The organism is Pseudomonas sp. 11/12A, assembly GCF_000800055.1.
GTDB classification, from domain to species: Bacteria; Pseudomonadota; Gammaproteobacteria; order Pseudomonadales; family Pseudomonadaceae; genus Aquipseudomonas; species Aquipseudomonas mohnii.
Window position 1 is genome coordinate 1,191,565 of sequence record NZ_JUGV01000001.1, and the last position, 18,255, is coordinate 1,209,819.

Below are 18,255 nucleotides of genomic sequence, written 5' to 3' on the forward strand. Positions count from 1 at the left end.
CATGCGTTCGATCCTTCAGGCCCTGTGCTTGCCCCTGCTGGTGGTCCTGTCGTTGACCGCGCAGGCGGCGCAAGCGGAGAAATGGTCCCAGGCCAGTTATGTCTGGGACAGCGAAGCGTTGCTCGATCCCGGCCAGCGGCCGGCTGAACTGGACGCACTGCGCAACGCCGGGATGGACAAGATTTACCTGGGCCTCAAGGCCGCGCAGATCAAAGACCTGGGCACGACCCGCCAACGCCTGGAACAGTTGCTGCGGGACGCGGCGGGCAAGGGGGTACAGGTCAGCCTGCTGCTGGGCGACCCGAGCTGGATCGAGCAGCCGGAACGCCATCAGCTCACCGATCTGCTGGCGAAACTCAAAGGGCTTGCCTTCAGCAGCCTGCACCTGGACCTGGAAGTCGAACAACTGGGCATGCCCGTTCCGGATCAGCGCCTCAAAGACTGGCTCGAAACCTTGCGCGTAGCTTCTTCGGTGAGCCCATGGCCGGTCGAGATTTCCAGTCATCATCGCTGGTTCGCTGACCCTAAACCCGGACAAACCTGCGTGCCCTGTGCGCTTCCCGGTGCGGGAGTGCGGCAGGTCAGCCTGATGATTTACACCCGTAACCCCAACAACAGCGCGCGAATGGCAGAGCAAATCGCCAGGCGCTGGCCCGACCTGCAATTTCGCCTGGCACAAAGCACGGAGCCGCAACTGGATGCCACGGAGACCTGGGCCGGTGTTTCGACCGAACAGTTGCAGCACCAGAGCAGCGCCTGGCGTGAACAACTGCAACCTCTCGGGATTGCCGGCATTGACTGGCAAGCCTGGCGAGACTTTCCAAAACGGTGAACCCCCATGAAGATTCGTTTTGATAGTCGTAAGGAACTGAGCCCGACCCACGAGCAGGGTTTGAACGTGCTCTATGCACCGGGCAAGCGCACGGCGTTTCGCGTGCGCTGGTATTTGATCCTGTTTCTGGTCGCCAGCCCGTTGATCTGGCTGGGTGGCAAGCTGGCCTACGGCATGCTGATGATCGATGCGCCGGCTCAGTTGCGCTTGCCGATCATCGAAGTGCGTGCGAGGGATAGCGGTCGGGTCGAGCAACTGTTGGTCAAGGCCGGTGACCAGATCGGCGTCGATCAGCCACTGGTCAATCTCGACAACCCCGAATGGCGGGCCCGGTTATCGCAACTGGCGGCCCTGCCGACCAACACCACACCGGTACGCAATACCAAATTGGGCGGCAGTGAGCGTCAGCTGCTCAATACCCGCATAGGACGGGCACAGGCGCGCGTGAAGGTGCTGGAAGATCTGGTGTCGCGTGGCGCCGTTTCGCCGGGGGAAGTGTTGACGGCCAAATCCGAACTCGATGGTTTCAGGGCCGATCTGTTGGCGTTCGAGCGCCGTGAGCAACTGGCCAATCAGGCGCCATTGAGCGTTGAGCGAGACGTCATTCAACAAAACGCCGAGCAGCAGTGGCTGAAGACGCGCCTGGCCGCGTTGCCGATCAAGGCCCCGCAGAGCGGACGCGTGGCGGAAGTGATGATCAACCCCGGTGAAAACGTCGGTGCCGGGACCTTGCTGATGCGCATCGAACGACAGGAAGACCCGCTGCTGTGGATTTACCTGGAGCCGCAAAATATCAGCTACGCCGCCATTGGCCAGGCATTGCGCGTGCGCATGCCCAACGGTGACTGGCTGGAGGCTCATGTTGTCCAGGCAGTGGACAGCGCCGGGCGCACGCCGACAGTGTTGCGCGGACCGTTCACGGCCAGCGAAATGGGTTTGCAAGTCGCTGCCCGATTCGATCACCCGCTGCCGGCGAAGTGGCGAATCGATCAACTGCCGTTGAATGTGCGGTTTCCCACCGACTGGCAACAGATGTTCGCCGATAGCCGTGAACTCATCGAGCAAGCGGGCGATCTGTTCGCCATTGGCCGGGCAACGGCCACCGCCCAGGAAAGTCGCTAAAGGATGACGGCCGATCCAGCATCGCCGACCTGACGGGCACTTGGCCTGGGGCGGCCTCTCAGACGTACTGATGACGGCGTGCAGTGGCGGCGGTTTCGGTCGCCTGCAGATGCTCGGCCAGCACATCGTTCAAGAACCGGAACTGATCATTGAGCCCGACCACTTCGTTGTTGAAGTGATTGGCGGCGGCCGGAATCAGCAGGGCTTCGAATTTTTTGTCGAATACCAGGGTCAACACTTTACGAGACTCGAAAGGTTGCGAGTAATAGTTGTTGCCAAACACCGGGAAGCTCACGGACAGGGTGACTTCGTTGATCATGACGCGCGCTCCTCGGAGAGGACGAACCAGCCGAATGCACTCAACGTGAAGGCCGTCAGGGCCAGACAGGTCAGGAGATGGATAAGCATGGTTCGACCCTCCGCTACAGGGTTTCGTGTTGGGGTGGAACCGATCCTACGCTGACGGTCACGGGGCGGAAGAAATTCCTGGCGATGGTGAATATCGACATAAGTGATGGTCGGTTTTTGACCGTGTCGTTGAGGGTTTTATCGCGGACAAGCGGCGAAACTGGCATTGGGCGCAAGGTCCGCGCCGAGCGGACAATGGCCGCCACCTATACTCAGTTCAGGAGCTCTTGAACACCGAACATCCCGCTCGGAGCCGACTTTAGGAACCGCGATCTTGAACCTGCGTTGGTTGATCGTCGCCATGCTGGTGGTATTGGCCGGATGCGCCATGTCACCGCGCGCGCCTGTGGAAGTACCGCAAGTCATGATTGCTCCCGGCACCTGGCAACAAGTGGATCGGGAGATCATTCAGGCGTCGCAATCGGCGACCGAGCAGACAAAAATCTACGCCCACGGTGCCATGGATTACTGGCGCACGCGGGTCTATGAGTTGACCGAGCAGAACTTCATTCCCTGGTTCAGCAGTTACTGGACCCAGGAATGGCTGTCGATGAAGGTCAGCTGGTACACCATCAGCGCCAAGGGCGAGCAGGACGCCTCGGAAAAGCGCCTGGCGGCTTATCTGCTGGAGCAGTATCAGGAAAAGGTCCTGGCGCCGGTGGCGGTGGAGATCGACCCGGATGCGATTCTCAGCCTGGCGGCGGCTTTCTACGTGGACATTCTCAAGGAAGAACTGCAGAAAATCTCCCAACGCCATGGCGTGCCGATGGCCCAACTCAATGGCCGTATCCAGAAAATACCGGCCATCGCCCTTGGGCCGCCACCGGCCCGGGACGCTTCGCTTTATCAGATCGTTCACACCGAACAATTGAACAGCTTGCCGGCCTACGCCGCGTTGGTCGACAAGATCCACAAGGCCGGCGGCGATAAAGGCGTTGGTTCGACCGACACCGCCATGGCCCCCGTGGCCAGGCGCGCGAGCCAGCGGATGGAAGCCGAAATGGCCCCGCGCGGGGCGGCCAGTGCGGTGGCCGCGGCGGCCGGCAAACTCGCCGGGGGGTTGATCACCGTGGGGGTGGCGGGGGTTCGCGCATTGATTCAGGCCGCCGATCGGCCGGACAGCGAAGCGTTGATCCGCAGCAGCCTGGGCAACACCTTCGACAAAGCCTGGGTGAAGCTGGTGCAGAACCCGACCACCGGTGTCATGGCCGGGACCTTGTACATGGCGGCGCAAATAGAAGGCAACCTCGCACAAAGTGCTGAACCGCCGGTCGGTTCAGGCGTGGGGTCTGTCGATTGGAGCCCGACTGAATCGACTAATCAGCAGATCAACCCATGACCCAAGGAGAAGACCCATGTCTTATGTCGATGGTTTTATCGCGGCGGTGCCCACCGCCCATCGTGAAAAATTCAAGAAACACGCTGAAATCGCCGCGGCGATCTTCAAGGAAAACGGTGCGTTGAGCCTGGCCGAGTGCTGGGGCGATGACGTGCCGGAGGGCAAGGTCACGTCGTTCCCGATGGCGGTAAAACTCAAGGAAGACGAGACCGTGGTGTTTGGCTGGATCATCTGGCCGGACAAGGCCACCCGCAATGCCGGGATGGAGAAAATGATGCAGGACTCGCGCATGAAGCCGGACGTCAATCCGATGCCGTTCGATGGCCAACGCATGGTATTCGGCGGTTTCGAACTGTTCGTCCAGGCCTGAGGCAGGCCCCGGGGTCACTCCGCCGTCGGGGTGATCCTGCAGCTTTTGCGATGGCGGATCTCGTCATCGGTCGGCCGCACCCTGATGAATTCGAAACGCGGCTCGCCTTCGCTGTAGTGCACCAGCCAGCCCCATTCCAGTTCGAACTCATCCTGGCCGGGCCTGGGCGGCTCGGCCCACCATGGTTCCTTGCTGATGATCTGTCGCATGACCCCTCCGGTTGAATCGCTCGCCTCAACTATAGACCCGTGGCGAGGGCGCTTGTCGTTACGTCACAGGTTGTACACTCATGCGGTCTCCCGCCGAGGTGTCCTGCATGAATGACGAATCCCGCGAACCGTTCAAACGGCTGTTTTTTGCCCTGGATTGCGCCCCCGCGCAACGCAAGGCCATCGCCCAGTGGCGTGGCGCGCTGCAACTGCGCAGCGGGCGGCCGGTGCCGGTGGAGAACTTTCATCTGACCCTGAAGTTTCTGGGTGCGGTGGCGGTGGGGCAGATTGCGGACATTTGCACGGCGGTCGCGTCCGTACGCACACCCGACGCGCGTTTGACCGTGGCGCTGGATCGGCTGGATGTCTGGCGCAGGGCAGGGGTGTTGGTATTGGCGCCGGAACAGGCACCGCCGGCGCTGTTGCGCCTGGTGTATGACCTGGAACAGGCCTTGTTGCCGTTTGGACTGGAGGATGCGCCACGGGAATTTCGTCCGCACCTGACCCTGGCCCGCGACTATCGGGCGCCGGTGCCGGAGTCCACCTCGTCACCTGAGTTTTTCCTGCGCGCCGACCGCTTCACCCTGTTCGAATCCCATAAGGGCCGCTACCGGGCGCTGGCGGATTTGCCGCTGGGGGCGGCGTAGGCACTGCTACAAAAAAAGGCGCCCGAGGGCGCCGAAATTCACCTTAACCGAGGAGCCAGGTGAGTGATGCAGCGGTGGTAAGGCGCTGCATGAACGTCAATCGGAAAATCAGATTTCAACCTGCACCCCCAACTTGTGGGAGCGAGCTTGCTCGCGATAGCGGCATCAGGTGCACTGAATCAGTTACCCAGCTTCACCTTGGTCCAGCCCCGGGTCATCACCCGCTGCACACCGATCGGCATGTCGGGAATGGCATACAGGGTCGCCATCACTTCCTGGGACGGATACGAACCCGGATCGTTGCGAATCGCTTCATCCACCAATGGCGTAGCGGCCGCGTTGGCGTTGCTGTAGCCGACGTTATTGGTGATCTCGGCGATGATGTCCGGGCGCATCAGGAAATTCATGAACAGGTAGGCGTTCTCGACGTTGGCGGCATCACGCGGGATGGCGACCATGTCGTAGAAACTGCCGGCCCCTTCTTTGGGGATGCTGTAGTCGATCTTCACCTTGTCGCCGGCTTCCAGGGCGCGGGCCTTGGCTTGCAGCACGTCGCCGGAGTAGCCGACCGCCACGCAGATGTTGCCGTTGGCCAGGTCCGAGATGTATTTCGACGAATGGAAATACGCCACCGACGGGCGAATCTTCATGAACAGCGCTTCGGCTTCGGCGATGTGTTGCTTGTCCTGATCGTTCACCGGGTAGCCCAGGTAGTGCAGGGCAGCCGGGAGCATCTCGGTCGGTGAATCGAGGAAACTGATGCCGCAGGCTTTGAGCTTTGCGGCGTTCTCCGGTTTGAACAGCAGGTCCCAGGAATTGGTCGGGGCATTGGCGCCGAGCACTTCCTTGACCTTGGCCGGATTGAAACCGATACCGATCGAGCCCCACATGTACGGGAACGCGTGGCTGTTGCCAGGGTCACTGGCGGAGGCGTTCTTCAGCAGGACCGGATTGAGGTTTTTCCAGTTCGACAGTTTGGATTTATCCAGTTCCTGATAGACCCCGGCCTTGATCTGTTTGGCCAGGAAACTGTTGGACGGCACGACGATGTCGTAACCGGATTTACCCGCCAGCAGACGTGCCTCAAGGGTTTCGTTACTGTCGAACACATCGTAGGTCACCTGGATGCCGGTCTCGTCTTCGAACTTCTTGACGGTGTCCGGGGCAATGTAATCCGACCAGTTGTAGACGCGCAGTACCTTGTCATTGGCCTGGGCGCCGGTGGTCATCGCGCCCAATAAGGACAGTGTCAGCAGAGTCCTGCCAAACATTTTCATCGGTACAACTCCATTTCTTTTCTTATTCAAATACACAAAGCAAAAATGCAGTGGCGCTTGTGTGCCCTGTAGGAGCGAGCTTGCTCGCGATGGACGTCAACGATGACGTGGGCTGCCTGAATTAACGCGGCGTCCTTGGGTCCATCGCGAGCAAGCTCGCTCCTACAAGTCGGCGGCACTAGGCCGTCGCTTCCAGCATTTTCTTCTCAGGCGCCTGCCACGATTCGCTGGCAGTCTGGTCCATCGCTTCCTGGATCGCCCGCTTGCGGGTGGCTTCGGCACGGCGGCTGAAGTACCAGACCATGAAGGTCACGATCGAGACCGCCAACAGGATCAGGCTGGCCACGGCGTTGATCTCGGGCTTCACGCCCAGACGCACCGCCGAGAACACTTCCATCGGCAGGGTCGTGGAACCCGGGCCGGAGACGAAGCTTGCCAGTACCAGGTCATCCAGCGACAGGGCGAACGACATCATGCCGCCGGCCGCCAGGGATGGCGCGATCATCGGAATGGTGATCAGGAAGAACACCTTGAACGGCTTCGCACCCAGGTCCATGGCCGCTTCTTCGATGGACAGGTCCAGCTCGCGAAGGCGCGCGGAGACTACCACTGCCACGTAGGCGGCACAAAAGGTGGTGTGGGCGATCCAGATGGTCACGATGCCGCGTTCCATCGGCCAACCGATCAGTTGCGCCATGGCCACGAACAGCAGCAACAGCGACAGACCGGTGATCACTTCCGGCATCACCAGCGGTGCGGTGACCAGGCCGCCGAACAGCGTGCGACCCTTGAAGCGGGTGACGCGGGTCATGACGAACGCCGCCAGTGTGCCCAGGGCCACGGCCGCCAGCGCGGTGTAGCAGGCGATCTCAAGCGAACGCACCACCGAACCCATCAACTGGGTGTTGTCGAGCAGGCCGGCGTACCACTTGAACGACCAGCCACCCCATACCGTCACCAGTTTCGAGGCGTTGAACGAGTAGATCACCAGAATCAGCATCGGCAGGTAGATAAACGACAGGCCGAGCACCAGCATCATTTTTGAAAAGCCGAAACGCTTCATCCCCGTGCCTCCATTTCTTTGGCCTGACTGCGGTTGAACAGCAGGATCGGCACAATCAGGATCAACAGCATCACCACCGCCAGGGCGGATGCCACCGGCCAGTCGCGGTTATTGAAGAACTCTTGCCACAGCACGCGGCCGATCATCAGGGTCTCGGGACCGCCGAGCAGTTCCGGGATCACGAACTCGCCGACCACTGGAATGAACACCAGCATGCAACCGGCGATGATGCCGTTCTTGGCCAGCGGCACGGTGATTTTCCAGAAGCTGTTGAAGGTGCTCGAACCCAGGTCCGACGCCGCTTCCAGCAAGCTCTGGTCGTGTTTGACCAGGTTGGCGTATAGCGGCAGGATCATGAACGGCAGATACGCATACACCACGCCTATATAGACGGCAGTATTGGTGTTGAGGATCTCGATCGGGTGCGACGTCAGCCCGGTCCACATCAGGAACGCGTTGAGCAGACCGTTGTTGCTGAGGATGCCCATCCAGGCGTAGACGCGGATCAGGATCGCGGTCCAGGTCGGCATCATGATCAGCAGCATCAGGACGTTTTGCGCTTCCTTGCTCGCCTTGGTAATGGCGTAGGCCATCGGAAAACCGATCACCAGGCACATCAGTGTGCTGAACAGCGCGACCTTCAACGAACCCAGGTAGGCGGAGAGGTACAGCTCATCTTCGCCCAGCAAGGTGTAGTTGCCGATATTGAGCAACAGCTGGAATTTCTGCTCGGCGTAGGTGTAGATCTCCGAGTAGGGCGGAATGGCCAGGGCCGCTTCCGAGAAGCTGATCTTCATGACCAGGAAGAACGGCAACAGGAAGAACAGGCACAGCCACAGGAAAGGAATCCCGATGACGAGTTTTCGTCCGCTGGGCACCAGGCGCAGGAATTGCTGATTGAAGGTTCTCATGCGCGCAGTACCACGCCGCTGTCGTCTTCCCACCACACGTAGACCTGATCGTCCCAGGTCGGACGTGCGCCACGGCGTTCGGCGTTGGCCATGAACGACTGCACAATCTTGCCGCCAGGCAGCTCCACGTAGAACACCGAGTGGCCGCCGAGGTAGGCGATGTCATGCACCTTGCCGCTGGACCAGTTGTAGCGGGCCTCTGGCTTGGTGGTGCTGACCAGCAGTTTTTCCGGGCGGATGGCGTAGGTGATCGACTTGTCTTGCACCGAAGTGCTGACGCCGTGACCCACGTAGATCTTCTGTTCCAGGTCCGGGCTGTGAATGATCGCGTAACCTTCCAGGTCTTCGACGACGGTGCCTTCGAAGGCGTTCACGTTGCCGATGAACTCGCAGACCATGCGGCTGACCGGTGCTTCATAGATGTCCACCGGGCTGCCGATCTGGGCGATCCAGCCCAGGTGCATGATGGCGATGCGCTGGGCCATGGTCATGGCCTCTTCCTGGTCGTGGGTCACCATCACGCAGGTCACGCCCACGCGCTCGATGATTTCCACCAGCTCCAGTTGCATCTGCGAACGCAACTTTTTATCCAGTGCGCCCATCGGTTCGTCGAGCAACAGCAGCTTCGGCCGCTTGGCCAGGGAGCGGGCCAGGGCCACGCGCTGACGCTGTCCGCCGGACAATTGATGGGGTTTGCGCTTGGCGTATTGGGTCATGTGCACCAGGCGCAGCATTTCTTCCACGCGGGCGTCGATTTCCGCGGCTGGCAAACGGTCCTGCTTAAGGCCGAAGGCGATGTTCTGCGCCACGGTCATGTGTGGGAACAACGCGTAGGACTGAAACATCATGTTGATCGGCCGCTCGTAGGGCGGCATGTCGGTGATGTCGACACCGTCGAGCAGGATCCGGCCTTCGGTCGGCCGTTCGAAGCCGGCGAGCATGCGCAGCAGCGTCGATTTACCGGAGCCGGAGCCACCGAGCAGGGCAAAGATTTCGCCCTGATGGATTTCCAGGGACACATCGTCCACAGCGGTGGTTTCGTCGAATTTCTTGGTGACGCGGTCGACTTTCACCAACACCTTTTTCGGTGCCTGGTGACCTTCAAGAGCCTTCCTGTAGATGCTGGAGGCGTTTGCCATTTGAAACTCCCAACAGGTTTCAGTCGTCGGGCCAACGCGGCCTGACTTAATAGTTGATTGCAAACCCGTATCGGGGACTTCGCTCAGAACGCGGACCCTGTGGGAGCGAGCTTGCTCGCGATGAGGTCAGGACAGTCGACATCGATGTCGCCTGACATATCGCTATCGCGAGCAAGCTCGCTCCCACATGGAATTGCATTTGCTGATCGAACTCACCCATACCGCTCGGGTTTATTCGGCGCCGCCGTCCTGGCTGCCTGGTGGTGCTTGTTGTTATTGCAGTGTGTTGTTGTCGTGAGGGACCGACGCGCACAAGCGCGCCCGCCTGACTCACGGGGGCAGTGAAATCGTTGAATCGTGTTTGAGTTCGTCAGTCAGCGCCCATGACGCAGCGCCGCCCGTTGCCGGCACGCATCACCAAACGCCTGGAAAATTCTCAAGTAGGGCGGATTCGACAGAACCTGCCATTCCGGGTGCCATTGCACGCCGAGGGCGAAGGCCTTGCTGTGCTCGACCGAAATCGCTTCGATCAAGCCGTCCGGCGCGAGCGCTTCGGCGCGCAGGCCGGGGGCGAGTCGGTCGATGCCCTGGCTGTGAATCGAATTGACCTGGAATTGCGTGGGCAGGTCCAGTGCCTGGAACACGCCGCCCGGTTGCACGTCGACTGTGTGCGCTGGTGCGTATTGCACCGCCAGGTCAGGGTGGTTGGCTTCGCGATGATCGAGGAAGCCGGGCAACTCATGGACCTTCTGATGCAGGCTGCCACCGAACGCCACGTTCATCTCCTGAAAGCCACGGCAGATGCCGAGCACCGGGACGCCAGCCGCAATGGCCGCACGAATCAGGGGAAGGGTGGTGCGATCCCGCTGGGGATCGTGTTCCGTGCCGGGAGCGCTGTCCGGGCCTTGATAGTGGAAGGGTTCCACGTTCGAAGGCGAGCCGGTCAACAACAAACCGTCGAGCTGCGGCAGCAGATCATCGATTTCGGTCAGTTCAGCCAGGGAAGGAATGACGACGGGCAGCCCCAGTGCCGCAACGCTGACAGCACGCAAGTACTTGTCGCCGCTGACATGGTAGGGGTGCAGGCCAATCTGTTTGACGCATGCAGTAACGCCGATCAATGGCTTGAATGCCATTTTTATCACCTCGAAGTTTCACACTTGAACGAGCTTTTCCGGAGCTTAGCCTTGTTGATTTTAATTAACAACTCTCATGTAAAAAATTCTAAACGCCGTACGTCTGAAGATCAGGATTTACCTGCGTTTGAGCGATGATATGGCACTCCCGTGCCGCTGAGAGGCCCTAAAATAAACGCTGAAAGGCTGAGTGTTCGCTATTGACTTCACTTTGCCTTTCGGATTGACTGGGCTCGTGAAAGGGCGGTGAACATAATAATTAACAGTAAAAAATAGGTGCATCATGTCGGTCCCTCTGCGTACCGTTCAACTCAACGAAGCAAACGCATTCCTTAAGAAATATCCTGAGGTTTTGTACGTCGACCTTCTGATTGCGGATATGAACGGTGTGGTGCGCGGCAAGCGCATCGAACGCACCAGTCTTCATAAGGTTTACGAGAAAGGCATCAACCTGCCGGCGTCGCTGTTCGCGCTGGACATCAATGGCTCGACGGTGGAAAGCACCGGCTTGGGCCTGGACATCGGCGACTCTGACCGAATCTGCTACCCGATCCCCGGCACCCTGAGCATCGAGCCATGGCAGAAGCGCCCGACCGCGCAACTGTTAATGACCATGCACGAGCTGGAAGGCGAACCGTTCTTCGCTGACCCGCGTGAAGTGTTGGCCAATGTAGTGCGCAAGTTCGACGACCTCGGCCTGACCATCTGCGCCGCGTTCGAACTGGAGTTCTACCTGATCGACCAGGACAACGTGAACGGTCGTCCGCAGTCGCCACGTTCGCCGGTATCCGGCAAGCGTCCGATCTCGACCCAGGTGTACCTGATCGACGACCTCGACGAATACGTCGACTGCCTGCAAGACATCCTCGAAGGCGCGAAAGAGCAGGGCATTCCGGCCGACGCCATCGTCAAGGAAAGTGCCCCGGCGCAGTTCGAAGTGAACCTGCACCACGTGTCCGACCCGATCAAGGCGTGCGACTACGCGGTCCTGCTCAAGCGTCTGGTGAAGAACATCGCCTACGACCACGAGATGGACACCACCTTCATGGCCAAGCCTTATCCGGGCCAGGCGGGCAACGGTCTGCACGTCCACATCTCGATTCTCGACAAAGAAGGCAAGAACATCTTTGCCAGCGAGGATCCCGAGCAGAACGCCGCACTGCGTCACGCGATCGGCGGTGTGCTCGAGACCCTGCCGGCGCAGATGGCGTTCCTCTGCCCGAACGTCAACTCCTACCGTCGCTTCGGCGCACAGTTCTACGTGCCGAACTCGCCGAGCTGGGGCATCGACAACCGTACCGTGGCGGTGCGCGTACCGACCGGTTCGGCGGACGCCGTGCGCATCGAACACCGCGTGGCCGGTGCCGATGCCAACCCGTACCTGCTGATGGCCTCGGTCCTGGCGGGTGTGCACCACGGTCTGACCAATCAGATCGAGCCGGGCGCCCCGGTGGAAGGCAACAGCTACGAGCAGAACGAACAGAGCCTGCCGAACAACCTGCGCGACGCACTGCGCGAGCTGGACGACAGCGAAGTCATGGCCAAATACATCGACCCGATGTACATCGACGTGTTCGTGGCGTGCAAGGAAAGCGAGCTGGCCGAGTTCGAGAACTCCATCTCCGATCTTGAGTACAACTGGTACCTGCATACCGTCTGACGGGCAGAACCCAATGCAACACCTGTGGGAGCGAGCCTGCTCGCGATAGCGGAGTGTCAGACGATACTAATGCTGACTGATCCACCCCTATCGCGAGCAGGCTCGCTCCCACAGGGGACTGCATTTCAATGCCTTGATTGGCTGGCATTCAGCCCGAGACCACCTATTCCCCTGCGTCGAGTCACAACAATGACAATTACTCGCAGCGACTGGGAGCAACGCTTCCAGTCCCTAACCATCGAAAGCCGTGCCTTCATCGACGGCCAGTACTGCGCGGCCGCCACTGGTGCCACGTTCGAATGCATCAGCCCGGTCGACGGTCGCTTTCTGGCGAACGTCGCCAGCACCGACGAAGCCGATGCCAACGCCGCCGTCGCCGTTGCCCGGCGTACCTTCGAGTCCGGCGTCTGGTCCAGGCTGGCCCCGGTCGAGCGCAAGCGCATCCTGATCCGTTTCGCCGATCTGATCCTGGCCAACCAGGAAGAACTGGCGCTGCTCGAAACCCTCGACATGGGCAAGCCGATCAGCGACTCCATGAGCATCGACATTCCGGCGACCGCCAACGCGATCCGCTGGACCGCCGAAGCCATCGACAAGATCTACGACGAAGTCGCCGCCACGCCCCACGATCAACTCGGCCTGGTCACCCGTGAACCGGCGGGTGTGGTCGCGGCCATCGTGCCGTGGAACTTCCCGCTGATCATGGCCAGCTGGAAGTTCGCCCCGGCCCTGGCGGCGGGCAACTCGTTCATCCTCAAGCCTTCGGAAAAGTCGCCATTGACGGCGATCCGCATCGCGCAGCTGGCGCTGGATGCGGGCATCCCCAAAGGCGTGTTCAACGTCCTACCGGGCTTCGGCCACACCGTCGGCAAGGCGCTGGCGCTGCACATGGATGTCGACGTGCTGGCCTTCACCGGTTCCACGGCGATCGCCAAGCAACTGATGATCTACGCCGGGCAGAGCAACATGAAGCGCGTCTGGCTGGAAGCCGGCGGCAAGAGCCCGAACGTGGTCTTTGCCGACGCACCGGACCTGCGCGCAGCCGCCCAGGCGGCAGCCAGCGGCATCGCCTTCAACCAGGGCGAAGTCTGCACCGCCGGCTCGCGCCTGTTGGTGGAGCGTTCGATCCGCGATCAGTTCATCCCGCTGCTGGTCGAAGCCCTGCAAGCCTGGAAACCGGGTCATGCGCTCGATCCTTCGACCACCGTCGGCGCCGTGGTCGATCAGCGTCAGCTGGATAACGTGCTGCGCTACATCGGCATCGGCAAGGAGCAGGGCGCTCAACTGATCGCCGGCGGTAGCCGCACCCTCGAAGAGACCGGTGGCCTGTACGTGGAACCGGCGATCTTCGACGGCGTGACCAACGCCATGACCATCGCCCGTGAAGAGATCTTCGGCCCGGTACTGTCGCTCATCACCTTCGACACCGCCGAAGAAGCCCTGGCGATTGCCAACGACAGCATCTTCGGCCTGGCGGCCGGGGTCTGGACCAGCAACCTGAGCAAGGCCCACACCTTCGCCCGTGGCCTGCGCGCCGGCAGCGTCTGGGTCAACCAGTACGACGGCGGCGACATGACCGCGCCGTTCGGCGGGTTCAAGCAGTCGGGTAACGGTCGGGACAAATCGCTGCATGCGTTCGACAAGTACACCGAACTCAAAGCGACCTGGATCAAGCTCTAAGCCCTTTTAAGCGGCGGTCGCTTGCACGTTGCCGGCGACCCTCGGAGAAACCTATGAAACAAACACATGTAAACAGCTACTACGCCGCCACCCGCAACTTCACCGGCGATTTCCCGGTGCTCGAAGAACTGGTGGAATGCGACGTCTGCGTGATCGGCGCCGGCTACACTGGCCTGTCCTCGGCACTGTTCCTCGCCGAAGCGGGTTACAGCGTCACCGTGCTGGAAGCCGCCAAGGTCGGCTTCGGCGCCAGCGGTCGTAACGGCGGTCAACTGGTCAACTCCTACAGCCGCGACGTCGATGTCATCGAAGAGCGCTATGGCGACAAGACGGCCGAAGTCCTGGGCAGCATGATTTTCGAAGGCGCCGACATCATCCGTCAGCGCATACAGCACTACGATATCCAGTGCGACTACCGCCCGGGCGGCATCTTCGCCGCGATGAACAAGAAGCAACTCAAAGGCCTGGCCGAGCAGAAAAAAAGCTGGGAGCGCTACGGCAACAAGAACCTGAAAATGCTCGACGCGGCCGACATCAAGCGCGAAGTGGGTTCCGATGCCTACGTCGGCGGCCTGCTGGACATGCAGGGCGGCCATATTCATCCGCTGAACCTGGCCCTCGGTGAGGCCTCGGCGATCATTGGCCTGGGCGGCAAGATCTTCGAGCAATCGGCAGCGGTGGAAATCACCTACGGCGAACCGATCACCGTGCGCACCGCCAAGGGCGTGGTCCGTGCCAAGTACCTGCTGATCGCCGGTAACGCCTACCTGCCGCAAGGCCTGGATAACCGCGTGACCAGCAAGAGCATGCCGTGCGGTTCGCAGATCGTCGTGACCGAGCCGTTGACGGAGCAACAGGCGCGCAGCCTGATTAAAAACAACTACTGCGTCGAAGACTGCAACTACCTGCTCGACTACTACCGCCTGACCGCCGACAACCGCTTGCTCTACGGCGGTGGCGTGGTCTACGGCGCGCGCGAACCGGACGACATCGAGCAACTGATCCGCCCGAAAATCCTCAAGACCTTCCCGCAATTGAAGGACGTGAAGATCGACTACCGCTGGACCGGCAACTTCCTGCTGACCATGTCGCGCATGCCGCAATTCGGCCGTATCGAGAAAAACGCCTACTACATGCAGGGCTACAGTGGCCACGGCGTCACCTGTTCGCACCTGGCCGGCAAACTGATCTCGGAAATGATCCGTGGCGACGCCGAACGCTTCAACGCGTTCGCCTCGCTGCCACACATGCCGATGTTCGGCGGCCGCACCTTCCAGGCCCCGCTCACCGCCATGGGCGCCGCGTACTACTCGCTGCGCGACCGTTTCGGTATCTAAGCTTTACCTCGCCGGCGGTCGCCCTAAAAGGTGTCGCCGGCTTTTTAAAATGCAGAAACACCGCAACGACCTGTGGGAGCAGGCTCGCTTCCACAGTTGTATTGCATCAAGGCCGAGGCCATTTTCGACCACCGTTTATCGAACCTGCTGAGCAACACCAACAAACGTGATTTAATAGCCGCCTTTCACGGTTCAGGGACAGGGAAAACGGCAGGATCCGCGCCTGTTTTCCACCCCCATTACCCTTAAGTCGTTCTTGCATAAGGCTGTCATGGATACGGGTTCTCGACTCAAATTAGTACGCGAAAGCTACAAACTGTCCCAGCGCGAGCTGGCCCGGCGTAGCGGCGTCACCAATGCCACCATTTCCCTGATCGAACAGAATCGCGTCAGTCCTTCCGTCAGCTCCCTGAAAAAGCTGCTCGAAGGCATTCCCATGTCCCTGGCGGACTTCTTCACCTTCGATCAACCCCCGCGCGAGCATCAATACGTGTTCCGCGCCAACGAACAGCCAGACCTGGGCCGCAACGGCCTGCGCCTGCTGCTGATCGGCGCCTCCGTACCGAGCCGGCAGATGCGCTTGCTGCGCGAGCAATACGCGCCGGGCGCCAGCTCCGGGGAAGAACCGATCGTCCACGCCGAAGGCGAGGAGTGCGGGCTCGTCACGCGTGGCACGGTTGAATTGACGGTGGATGGGCAGATCAGCGTATTGAATGCCGGGGATGGCTATTACTTCCCGACGACCTTGCCCCATCGGTTCCGCAATATCGGGGCGGATGAGGCAGAGATTATCAGTGCGAATACGCCGGCGAACTTCTGATATGGGTTACTGACAGGCGTTACATTCACGGTGGTTAATAAAAAATCCGATGCCCGTTCAGGCGTCGGATTTTTTGGTTGCGGCTGGTCGGGCAAACTGTTGAGTCAAAGTTTCAAACACGGGTTTCGAAAACAGGGATTTGCGCCAGGTATTTAAGCGCCTCGCAACACTCGACTCTTCAACGCCTGATCAGGCGAAATTTTTGTACGTCCAGAACCACCCCCCGCCGTCTGGACCATCAAAGTCAACTTCAATTCCCATCCGGAAACCTGAAGTTAAATCACTCGAAACCTTCATGATGCGTTCGTAGCTGTGCCACGCGTTGTCCTGCCACATGGCATCCGGGGATACAAGCTTTCCAGAAGAGTGCCCAGCGCTCGTGAATTCAATATTTATATTGGCCCGATACTTGGGTGGATACCCCATGGCGACCATTCTGTATCTATCAATCATGATGTGCCATGTTTGCCCATCTTTTCGATATCTGAATTCTACATCCGCTATGAATTGGTTTTTTCCAGCTCCTATCCCCCCTGTCGCAGTAATTAAACCTGTTGGCGCACCTTCCCAATAGTCTGAAACGGTGTGGGATTTGGGGCGAATGTATGAGCCGGTTTTTTTTAGATGTTCTTCGACGTCAGCTTCTACTTCATTGTTAAGCAATTCTGATTCGTTCACGATGATCACCTGACTTGTTTCTTGCTTTTGTTAGGGTTTACTTAGTTGGTTTTGATTCATGACAGATGCTATGTGGGGATGCTTGTTGGCTGCTACTGTCATTAATGACAGTTCACTAGACCTTTTTGTTTGTTTTGATTTTATTGAGTGACATTTTACGAATATCCAGTGTGCCGCTATTACTCATTGGTGGGAGGACAGGGGGCGCCATGGTTGATCGGTTTTTAGCCCCAACCACCCCGGCATAAACAACAAACCCCTGAACGGTCAGGGCTCTGTTGGTTGTGAAATGACCCAGGCCATCAACCCGCAGAACCTGCGGGTTGTTTTGCAGCTAAAAGTCGTCACTACCCCTTCGGCACCTCAAACCCTCGCTGCTCAATCACCCGAAACACATCGCTCACATCCTGGATCATGATCCGGGCGATGTTGGTGATGGTGTTGATGTCGTTTTCGGCGGAGTCGGGGAGGCTGGTGCAGGCCATGAGGTGCAGGTATTGGAGGACGGCGTTGAGGCGTTCGCTGACGCAGTTGTGCAGTTCGCGCAGCGGGGCGTCGCTGTCGATGAGCAGGACGGGGTAGTGGGTGGCGAATTGGGACATGGGGGTGAAGCGACGGGGTGGGTGTTGATTCGACATGGTGAAAATCCTGATAAAAGAAGAATTGCCACCTTTCTGCTGCGAAACAAATGGGTGGCAGCTGTGCGCGGGTTCGCAGACCGGGGACCTCCACCAAAAACCCGGCAGACCCGAAGGTCTCCCACGCACAACCGCCATAAAACTAATGCAACCAAAAGCGGCCGAATCATGCCTGACGGTTCTTTGGTGTCAATCCAGGGGGCTGCGAAACCCATCACTATTTGTGTCAGCGGCGAGGCGAATATAGGCGCCCATTTTCATGCTCGCAACCGGGCTGTAGGACGCGTTGGCGGGCGTTTTGGCAAGGCTGATAGCCAATGTTTACGGGCTTTAGCGGCATTTCGGACAGTGCGCAGGGTCTTGGGAAATCGGGGGCAGGGTTTGGGGCCGCTTCGCTGCCCAACGAGGGCAAGCCCCTTCGCCACAAGAGGTAATTTCCTACAGGGTTTTCGGAAGTCCAAAATCAAAGGTGCGTCCGACTGGGGCCGTCGTCTTCGACGGCTTCCATGTGGATTCGGTTGTGGGAAAAGACAAAGCTCCGATTGATCGGCAAAGCTGTTTGGTTATGTACGAACACAGTATGTGTGGCGAGAGAGCTTGCTCCGGGCGGCGTTCCGACAAGCTCCCTCGCCACAGGTTACTGCTGGCTCGCTCTATCTCTTAACTGAACAGCGTTACGAATCACCGGGGCTTTGTCGTTCAAGCCGTGCAGTTTCCAGAGAGTGATCTCGGTGCATCCAGCGACCTTTCAGGCCTGCGATGAATGCGGGTTTTGCGCCACATGCTTGGGGCCGGCCACTGCCCACGCAATCAGCCCGAACAGCGGCACAAACACAATTACCACCATCCACACCAGTCTGTTGCTGGATTTGCCCTCGGCTTTTCGCACCCGGTTGATCGCCCACAGCTCGATCAGCAGCAGAACGGCGGCGAGTACGATCCAGATTGTTTCGATTTGCATGGCTCACCTCCTGATAGTCAATTCGTTA

Annotated in this window: 19 protein-coding genes; 9 read left to right on the forward strand and 10 right to left on the reverse strand. The window is 59.5% G+C overall.

Annotated elements, in window-relative coordinates:
* Position 1: 1 nt before the first annotated feature.
* Both GQ39_RS05570 and GQ39_RS05575 read left to right on the forward strand, forming a co-directional pair.
* A complete protein-coding gene (locus GQ39_RS05570) occupies positions 2–832 on the forward strand; it encodes a hypothetical protein (RefSeq protein ID WP_047527993.1) in 831 nt (276 codons plus the stop codon).
* Positions 833–838: 6 nt separating this feature from the next.
* Positions 839–1,954: an HlyD family secretion protein gene (locus GQ39_RS05575; RefSeq protein WP_047527995.1), complete on the forward strand. Its 1,116-nt coding sequence runs from the start codon at positions 839–841 to the stop codon at positions 1,952–1,954.
* 58 nt (positions 1,955–2,012) lie between these two features.
* On the opposite strand, the gene GQ39_RS05580 is transcribed toward GQ39_RS05575, so the two are convergent.
* Complete coding sequence (locus tag GQ39_RS05580) at positions 2,013–2,273, reverse strand: hypothetical protein (protein WP_047527997.1); 261 nt, start codon at positions 2,271–2,273, stop codon at positions 2,013–2,015.
* A gap of 363 nt (positions 2,274–2,636) precedes the next feature.
* Here GQ39_RS05580 and GQ39_RS05590 point away from each other — a divergent pair, with 363 nt between their 5' ends.
* Positions 2,637–3,701 (forward strand): hypothetical protein, encoded by a 1,065-nt coding sequence (locus GQ39_RS05590; protein ID WP_047528000.1) that lies wholly within the window; start codon positions 2,637–2,639, stop codon positions 3,699–3,701.
* Between the two features lie 16 nt (positions 3,702–3,717).
* Positions 3,718–4,071, forward strand: a complete 354-nt coding sequence (locus GQ39_RS05595; protein WP_047528002.1) for a DUF1428 domain-containing protein — start codon at positions 3,718–3,720, stop codon at positions 4,069–4,071.
* A gap of 14 nt (positions 4,072–4,085) precedes the next feature.
* On the opposite strand, the gene GQ39_RS05600 is transcribed toward GQ39_RS05595, so the two are convergent.
* Positions 4,086–4,280: a hypothetical protein gene (locus GQ39_RS05600; RefSeq protein ID WP_047528004.1), complete on the reverse strand. Its 195-nt coding sequence runs from the start codon at positions 4,278–4,280 to the stop codon at positions 4,086–4,088.
* Positions 4,281–4,387: 107 nt separating this feature from the next.
* On the opposite strand from GQ39_RS05600, the gene thpR reads away from it, so the two are divergent.
* Complete coding sequence (thpR, locus tag GQ39_RS05605; RefSeq protein ID WP_047528006.1) at positions 4,388–4,927, forward strand: RNA 2',3'-cyclic phosphodiesterase; 540 nt, start codon at positions 4,388–4,390, stop codon at positions 4,925–4,927.
* Between the two features lie 179 nt (positions 4,928–5,106).
* On the opposite strand, the gene GQ39_RS05610 is transcribed toward thpR, so the two are convergent.
* From GQ39_RS05610 to GQ39_RS05630, 5 genes are all read right to left on the reverse strand, one after another.
* Positions 5,107–6,204: a polyamine ABC transporter substrate-binding protein gene (locus GQ39_RS05610; RefSeq protein ID WP_047528007.1), complete on the reverse strand. Its 1,098-nt coding sequence runs from the start codon at positions 6,202–6,204 to the stop codon at positions 5,107–5,109.
* 178 nt (positions 6,205–6,382) lie between these two features.
* A complete protein-coding gene (locus GQ39_RS05615) occupies positions 6,383–7,267 on the reverse strand; it encodes an ABC transporter permease subunit (protein WP_047528009.1) in 885 nt (294 codons plus the stop codon).
* Positions 7,264–8,145, reverse strand: coding sequence for an ABC transporter permease subunit (locus GQ39_RS05620; RefSeq protein WP_167361848.1), 882 nt, complete (start codon positions 8,143–8,145; stop codon positions 7,264–7,266). The genes GQ39_RS05615 and GQ39_RS05620 overlap by 4 nt, the downstream gene beginning before the upstream one ends.
* A gap of 29 nt (positions 8,146–8,174) precedes the next feature.
* Positions 8,175–9,317, reverse strand: coding sequence for a polyamine ABC transporter ATP-binding protein (potA, locus tag GQ39_RS05625; RefSeq protein ID WP_047528012.1), 1,143 nt, complete (start codon positions 9,315–9,317; stop codon positions 8,175–8,177).
* Positions 9,318–9,691: 374 nt separating this feature from the next.
* Entirely contained in the window at positions 9,692–10,453 is a 762-nt protein-coding gene (locus GQ39_RS05630; RefSeq protein ID WP_047528014.1) for a gamma-glutamyl-gamma-aminobutyrate hydrolase family protein, read from the reverse strand.
* A gap of 283 nt (positions 10,454–10,736) precedes the next feature.
* Here GQ39_RS05630 and GQ39_RS05635 point away from each other — a divergent pair, with 283 nt between their 5' ends.
* The 4 genes from GQ39_RS05635 to GQ39_RS05650 all read left to right on the forward strand — a co-directional run bounded on the left by GQ39_RS05635 (position 10,737) and on the right by GQ39_RS05650 (position 15,950).
* Entirely contained in the window at positions 10,737–12,113 is a 1,377-nt protein-coding gene (locus GQ39_RS05635) for a glutamine synthetase family protein (protein ID WP_047528015.1), read from the forward strand.
* A 189-nt stretch (positions 12,114–12,302) separates the two neighbouring features.
* Positions 12,303–13,793, forward strand: a complete 1,491-nt coding sequence (locus GQ39_RS05640) for an aldehyde dehydrogenase (RefSeq protein ID WP_047528017.1) — start codon at positions 12,303–12,305, stop codon at positions 13,791–13,793.
* Positions 13,794–13,846: 53 nt separating this feature from the next.
* Positions 13,847–15,130, forward strand: a complete 1,284-nt coding sequence (locus GQ39_RS05645) for an NAD(P)/FAD-dependent oxidoreductase (RefSeq protein WP_047528019.1) — start codon at positions 13,847–13,849, stop codon at positions 15,128–15,130.
* Between the two features lie 271 nt (positions 15,131–15,401).
* On the forward strand, positions 15,402–15,950 hold the full coding sequence (locus GQ39_RS05650) for a cupin domain-containing protein (RefSeq protein WP_047528020.1): 549 nt from the start codon (positions 15,402–15,404) through the stop codon (positions 15,948–15,950).
* Positions 15,951–16,139: 189 nt separating this feature from the next.
* On the opposite strand, the gene GQ39_RS05655 is transcribed toward GQ39_RS05650, so the two are convergent.
* The 3 genes from GQ39_RS05655 to GQ39_RS05665 form a co-directional block, all read right to left on the reverse strand.
* Positions 16,140–16,628 (reverse strand): hypothetical protein, encoded by a 489-nt coding sequence (locus tag GQ39_RS05655; RefSeq protein ID WP_139213653.1) that lies wholly within the window; start codon positions 16,626–16,628, stop codon positions 16,140–16,142.
* A 347-nt stretch (positions 16,629–16,975) separates the two neighbouring features.
* Positions 16,976–17,266: a hypothetical protein gene (locus tag GQ39_RS05660; RefSeq protein ID WP_047528023.1), complete on the reverse strand. Its 291-nt coding sequence runs from the start codon at positions 17,264–17,266 to the stop codon at positions 16,976–16,978.
* 748 nt (positions 17,267–18,014) lie between these two features.
* Positions 18,015–18,227, reverse strand: coding sequence for a PLD nuclease N-terminal domain-containing protein (locus GQ39_RS05665; protein WP_047528025.1), 213 nt, complete (start codon positions 18,225–18,227; stop codon positions 18,015–18,017).
* Positions 18,228–18,255 lie beyond the last annotated feature (28 nt).